Annotated in this window: 7 protein-coding genes; 4 read left to right on the plus strand and 3 right to left on the minus strand. The window is 72.5% G+C overall.

The features are described from left to right. The first annotated feature begins 232 nt into the window (after positions 1 to 232). The 4 genes from ABD879_RS31650 (at position 233) to ABD879_RS31665 (ending at position 3732) form a co-directional block, all read left to right on the plus strand. On the plus strand, positions 233 to 454 hold the full coding sequence (locus ABD879_RS31650; protein ID WP_345025444.1) for a DUF3311 domain-containing protein: 222 nt from the start codon (positions 233 to 235) through the stop codon (positions 452 to 454). A gap of 4 nt (positions 455 to 458) precedes the next feature. Continuing rightward, positions 459 to 2069, plus strand: a complete 1611-nt coding sequence (mctP, locus tag ABD879_RS31655) for a monocarboxylate uptake permease MctP (RefSeq protein WP_345025445.1) — start codon at positions 459 to 461, stop codon at positions 2067 to 2069. A 216-nt stretch (positions 2070 to 2285) separates the two neighbouring features. Continuing rightward, positions 2286 to 3122, plus strand: a complete 837-nt coding sequence (locus ABD879_RS31660) for a hypothetical protein (protein ID WP_345025447.1) — start codon at positions 2286 to 2288, stop codon at positions 3120 to 3122. Then, positions 3109 to 3732: a class F sortase gene (locus ABD879_RS31665; RefSeq protein WP_345025449.1), complete on the plus strand. Its 624-nt coding sequence runs from the start codon at positions 3109 to 3111 to the stop codon at positions 3730 to 3732. Before ABD879_RS31660 ends, ABD879_RS31665 begins: the two co-directional genes overlap by 14 nt. A 20-nt stretch (positions 3733 to 3752) precedes the next feature. Here the strand turns inward: ABD879_RS31665 and ABD879_RS31670 are convergent, their stop codons facing one another. From ABD879_RS31670 to ABD879_RS31680, 3 genes are all read right to left on the minus strand, one after another. Beyond that, the gene (locus tag ABD879_RS31670) at positions 3753 to 4154 is read right to left on the minus strand and encodes a phosphomannose isomerase type II C-terminal cupin domain (RefSeq protein WP_345025450.1); all 402 of its coding nucleotides are present in this window, start codon (positions 4152 to 4154) and stop codon (positions 3753 to 3755) included. Positions 4155 to 4171: 17 nt separating this feature from the next. Beyond that, entirely contained in the window at positions 4172 to 4816 is a 645-nt protein-coding gene (locus tag ABD879_RS31675) for a TetR family transcriptional regulator (RefSeq protein ID WP_285494796.1), read from the minus strand. A gap of 190 nt (positions 4817 to 5006) precedes the next feature. Next, on the minus strand, positions 5007 to 5495 hold the full coding sequence (locus ABD879_RS31680; protein ID WP_345025451.1) for a peptidoglycan-binding domain-containing protein: 489 nt from the start codon (positions 5493 to 5495) through the stop codon (positions 5007 to 5009). Between the last annotated feature and the right edge of the window lie 380 nt (positions 5496 to 5875).

Genomic DNA, 5875 nt, shown 5'->3' on the forward strand with positions numbered 1-5875 from the left:
CAGCCGCGGCCGGGCCCGCCGCTCGCGGCCGCGGGCGGCACCGCGGCCGGCGCGAGCGCGGACCGGCCTGCTGACATGGGATTTCCCTTGTGGATCGCTCCATACACTCGTGCCGTCGCCGAGATCGGCTTGTGACCGAGACGGGGGTAGGCTCCGGCACCGCCCCTGGCGCCACGCTCGTCTCAAAATGTGAGACGGGCGTGGCGACCCCCCTTTCACCGAGGAGGCCGCCTTGCCCGCGCAGTCCCATCCGCCCGAGCGCGGAACCGATCGCAGCCCGTGGAACTGGCTGCTGCTCCCCGCGATCGTGGTGCCGCTGCTGACCTTCCTGTTCAACCACGACGAGCCCCGCCTGCTGGGTTTCCCCGTCTTCTACTGGCTGCAGATGGCCTTCATCCTGCTCGGCGTGGCCTGCACCACGGTCGTCTACCGCATGACGCGCCGGAGGGACTGATCCGATGTCGACCGATCACCTCACCGAACTGATCATTTTCGCCGCGCTGTTCCTGCTGGTCAGCGGGATGGGCTTCGTCGCCGCGCGGTGGCGGCGGCCGCAGACCATGGACAGCCTGGACGAGTGGGGCCTGGGCGGCCGCAGCTTCGGCGGCTGGATCACCTGGTTCCTGGTCGGTGGCGACCTGTACACCGCCTACACCTTCGTGGCGGTGCCCGCCCTGGTGTTCGGCGCGGGAGCCGCCGGGTTCTACGCCGTGCCCTACACCGTCGTGGTCTACCCGCTGGTGTTCCTGATGCTGATCCGGCTGTGGTCGGTGTCGCACGTGCACGGCTTCGTCACCCCGGCCGACTTCGTCCGGGCCCGGTTCGGCTCCCCCACCCTGGCGCTGGCCGTCGCGATCACCGGGATCGTGGCGACCATGCCGTACATCGCGCTGCAGCTGGTGGGCATCGAGGCGGTGCTGAAGGCGATGGGGGTCGAGGGCCACCTGCCGATCATCATCGCGTTCGGCATCCTGGCCGCCTACACCTACCAGTCCGGCCTGCGCGCGCCCGCGCTGATCGCGTTCGTCAAGGACGTGCTGATCTACCTGGTGATCATCGTCGCGGTGCTGTACATCCCGGCCAAGCTCGGCGGCTGGGGCCACATCTTCGACTCGGCGCAGGCCAAGTTCGCCGCGTCCCCGGCGCCCAGCGACGGCATCCTGCTGGACGGCACCAACCAGCTCAACTACGCCATGCTGGCGCTGGGCTCGGCGCTGGCGCTGTTCCTGTACCCGCACAGCATCACCGGCATCCTGGCCGCCCGCAACCGCGACACCATCAAGCGGAACATGTCGGCGCTGCCCGCCTACAGCTTCGTGCTCGGCCTGATCGCGCTGCTGGGCTTCATGGCCATCGCCGCCGGGGTCAAGCCGATCACCGCCGACGGCAAGGCCGACACCAACACCGTGGTGCCGGTGCTGTTCGACAACATGTTCCCCAGCTGGTTCACCGGCATCGCGTTCGCCGCCGTCGGCATCGGCGCGCTGGTGCCCGCCGCGATCATGTCGATCGCCGCGGCCAACCTGTTCACCCGCAACATCTACAAGGAGTACCTGCGGCCGGACGCCACCGACAAGCAGGAGGCCGCGGTCAGCAAGCTGGTCTCGCTGATCGTCAAGGTCGGCGCGGTGGCCTGCATCCTGCTGCTGGACCCCGAGTTCTCCATCGACCTGCAGCTGATCGGCGGTGTGATCATCCTGCAGACGCTGCCCGCGGTGGGCCTCGGCCTGTTCACCCGCTGGTTCCACCGCGGCGGCCTGATCGCCGGCTGGGCGGCGGGCCTGGCCGCCGGGCTGTGGATGCTGTACCAGATCCCCAACCCGGCCAAGGGCAAGGAGCACTTCGGCGGCTCGGCCTTCAAGCTGAGCGACTTCGGCCTGGACACCAAGATGACGATCTACGTGGGCGTGGTGGCCCTGGCGGTCAACCTGGTGGTGGCCGTGGTCGGCACGCTGGTGTGCCGGGCGGCCAAGCTGGCCGACGGCGACGACGCCACGCGCGCGGCCGACTACTTCGCCGACGAGGGCGACCCCAAGGTCAAGGAGCTCGACCTGAGCGCCAGCCACTGATCCCCGGCCCGCCCCCGGGCATCCGGATCCGACGGCCCGGCCGCCGCACGGCGGCCGGGCCGTCGCGCGTGCGGGAGGGATGCGCCGGCGGCCGGGGCGGCGGCACGCGCAAGCACCGGCAAAGATCCGCCCATACCTCCTCCATATGAAACGTGCCGCAGCGTATCCGGGGAAGCACGGTGCGTATCCAATCTCACGGACTTCTTGGAGGGAAGGGTGCGCGCGACAACCGCCGTCCGCACGACTCTGGCGCTGGGCGCCATGCTCTGCGGAACCGTCCCGACCATCTCGGCCGCACCGGCCGCCAACGCCGACGGCCTGGCGATCGAGCCGGCGGTCGCCCGTCCCGGCCAGCGCGTCACCGTGGCCGGCAGCTGCGGCAACGCCGACGACCACGTCCGGGTGACCGGCGCGGCCCGCGGCACCGGCGCGGTGCGGGACGGCTGGTTCGAGATCAAGGCCCTGGTGGTCGAGGCCGATCCGGGCCGGCACACGCTCCAGGCCAAGTGCGCGACGTCCAAGACGTCCCACGCCGGCCGGGTCGAGATCCGCAAGCAGGGCCTCAAGCACAACCCGAAGGACGACGAACCCGGCCCGGACGGGCCCGGCGGACCGGACGGCCCGGGGCCGCACGGGTACGGCCACGGTCCGGACGACGGCGACGGGGGCCACGGCGACGGCTTCGGCCACGACGGCTGGGGCGGCAAGTTCGACGACCGCGGCAAGTTCGATGAGCGCGGCAAGTACATGCACGAGAAGCTGTGGATCAACCCCGGGGGCGGCCCCGGCGGAGGTCCCGGCGGAGGCCCCGGCGGAGGCCCCGGCGGAGGCCCCGGCGGGGGTCCGGGCGGCGGCCCGGTCGGCGGCCCCGGTCCCGCACCCGGCCCCGGCGGCGAGAAGATCCGCCGGCCGCGCGGCTGGGCCGAGACCGGAGGCGGCGGCGGCCAGGACGCCGGCGTCCCGTGGCTGCCGGCCGGAGCGGTGCTGCTCGTCGCGGCCGCCGGGATGGGCGGGACGGCGCTGATGCGTTCCCGGGCCCGTGGGCGGGCGTGACCGCGGCGGATACGCCGTCGCCGCCGTGCTGGCGGTCGCGGGCGCGGTGGCGGTCGGAAACGGGGTGCGCAGCAACGTCTCGGCGTCCGCGCCCTACCGCGACCAGGGCGGCCCGCGCGTGCTCTGGAAGATCCCCGACGGGACGGCGGTGCCGTCGTCGCCGCCGGTCCGGCTCGAGATCCCCGCCATCGGGGTGCGCGCGCGGGTGACGCCCGTCGGCCAGAAGCCCAACGGCATGGTGGAGGTGCCGCCGTTCGAGCACTCCGACCGCGCCGGCTGGTACCGGCACGGCCCGGCCCCCGGCAGCCGGGGGCCGGCCGTGCTGCTGGGCCACTACGACGACAAGCGCGGTCCCGCCGTGTTCTACCGGCTGCGCGAGCTCAAGCCGGGCTCGGTCGTGCGGGTGACACGGCGGGACGGGCGCAGGCTGACGTTCCGCGTGGACGCCAAGGAGCAGGTGCCGAAGAAGCGGTTCCCCGGCGACCGCGTGTACGGCAACGTGCGGTACGCCGGGCTGCGCCTGGTGACCTGCGGGGGCGCCTACGACCGCAAGGAGCGGTCCTACCGCGACAACGTCATCGTCTACGCGCACCTGGTGAAGGAGCGCTGAGGAGCGCCGGCGGACGCCGCTCAGGCGCGGCCGTAGGCGTCCTCGAGGCGTTCGATGTCGTCCTCGTCGAAGTGCCCGAACGCGATCTCCAGCACGCGCACCGCCGGGCCGGACGAGCCGAGCCGGTGCGTCTGCCCCGCCCGGATGAACACGCGCTCGCCCACCTCCGGCAGCGTGCGCCTCCCGTCCACCTCGAACACCGCGCCCGGGTCGAGCGCGACCCACAGCTCGTCGCGGTGCCGGTGCCGCTGCAGGCTGAGCCGCTGGCCCGGCGCCACGTGGATCACCTTCACCGTGGTCGGTTCGTTGTGGGTGAAGCGCTCGAAGCTTCCCCAGGGTCGCCGGTCCACCTCGACCCGCGGCTCGTCCCGCGGCCCGCTCCCGCCGGTCGCGGGCGCCTCGGACACCGTCCGTTCAGTCAACGCTCACCTCAGCCTCGTCAGCCATCGTCGTGCGAACCCTCCTGGGCAAGGTCGTATCCTGCGGCGGCGGGCAGCCCGCCGAGGATCAGGTCCACCAGCCCGTCGACCACCGCCTCGCGCGGCACCTCGTCGGCGTGGTCCAGCCACCAGTCCCCCGCGGTCTGCACCATCCCGACGACCGCGTGCCCCCACACGTAGGCGCGGGTGCGGTCCGGCAGCCGCCCCTCGGCGATCATGACCTCGGCCAGCTCCCGGCTCACCTCGCGGATCATCGTGCTCATCGCGCTGTGCGTGGACGGGTCCTCGGCGCTGGCGCGGTGCATGAGGAACCGGTACAGCGCCAGGTTCTTGGAGATGACCGCCAGGTAGGTGTCGATGGTGGAGCGGGTGCGGGCGCGCACCGAGTCGGACCGGGAGAACTCCTCCCGGATGCCCTCGATCAGCTTGAGCGTGTGCCGTTCGGCCAGCGCCCGGTACAGGCCGCTCTTGTCGCCGAAGTGCCGGTACAGGATCGGCTTGCTGATCCCCGCCTCGGCCGCGATCGCGGCCATGGACGCCTCGGGGCCCTCCCGCTGGATGACCCGGTCGGCGGCTTCGAGCAGGGCACGCCGACGATCGGGGTCGCGCCGCGTCCCCCGCCCCGTCGTCTCCCGCGTCACCATGTCGAGAACGGTACGCTACCGGGTCGCAGGTCCCATGCCTGCACCGGTGCACCACAGGGCTCGTCGCGCCACCGCTCCCCCGCGGCTCCGCCGGATGCGCGGACCGTCCGGCCGGACGCGCGGACCGCGCCGCGCACAGACGGGGGCCGGCGCCTCTGCACCGACGCCGGCCCGGTCCTCGGACGTGCGCTCACATGGGCGCCGCCACGGGTGCCTTCTCCAGCCAGGCCTCCTCCCAGGTGTGGCGGTCGATCTTGCCGGTCTTCGGCAGGCCCTTGAACTCCTGCAGCTCCTTGCAGATCGACTCGGTCTGCGGGCCGAAGTCGCCGTCGACGTCCAGCTGCGGCCAGCCGCGGTTGTTCACCTGCCGCTGCCACCTGCGGACGTGGGCGTTGTTCATGTCGCCCTTCTCCAATGTGCGGCCGGGCGGCTCCGGCGGCTCGGTACCGGGGGCCTCCCAGGTGGCCTTCCAGGTCTTCGGGCCGACGATGCCGTCCTGGTCCAAGCGGTGCTCCATCTGGAAGTTGGCGCACAGGCGCTTGCTCTCCGGTCCGCAGACGCCGTCGACGGCGATGTGCCAGCCGCGGTCCCGCAACTGCTGCTGCCACGGCTTGACGGAGGCCGTCGTGGTGGGCGGCGGGAAAGTCAGCGGCGGCGGCTGGAATGACGGTGCCGTCATGCGTTCCTCCTCCGGCCGGGGTGCCGGCGCGCCCGCAGGCGGGCGGCGCCGCCACCCGCAGGCGATCACCGGGTTCACTGAGCGTGACCTCTCGGATTGTGAGGCCGCACTTCCACCGCAACACGGGGCGCACGGGGATGTCCACTTTCATGACGCCTTTTGACGGCCACCTTAACCAGGCATGACCGCTTTCGTCCGAATCATACTAAATTGAACCACTTAGACCGGTTTTCCGGGAGTTTTCGCCGCCACGGTCGCGTTCTCGGAGGGCGGCGGAAACGACCGGCCGCGGCCGTCCGGTCGCCCGAGGCGGCCCGCGTCGCCCGCGGCGAGCGGACGGCGCGGGCGGCGCGGCCCCGCCCGGCCCGGGCCCGGCGCGG

Origin of the sequence: Actinomadura keratinilytica (assembly GCF_039539665.1) — a bacterium.
Taxonomy (GTDB): Bacteria; Actinomycetota; Actinomycetes; order Streptosporangiales; family Streptosporangiaceae; genus Spirillospora; species Spirillospora keratinilytica.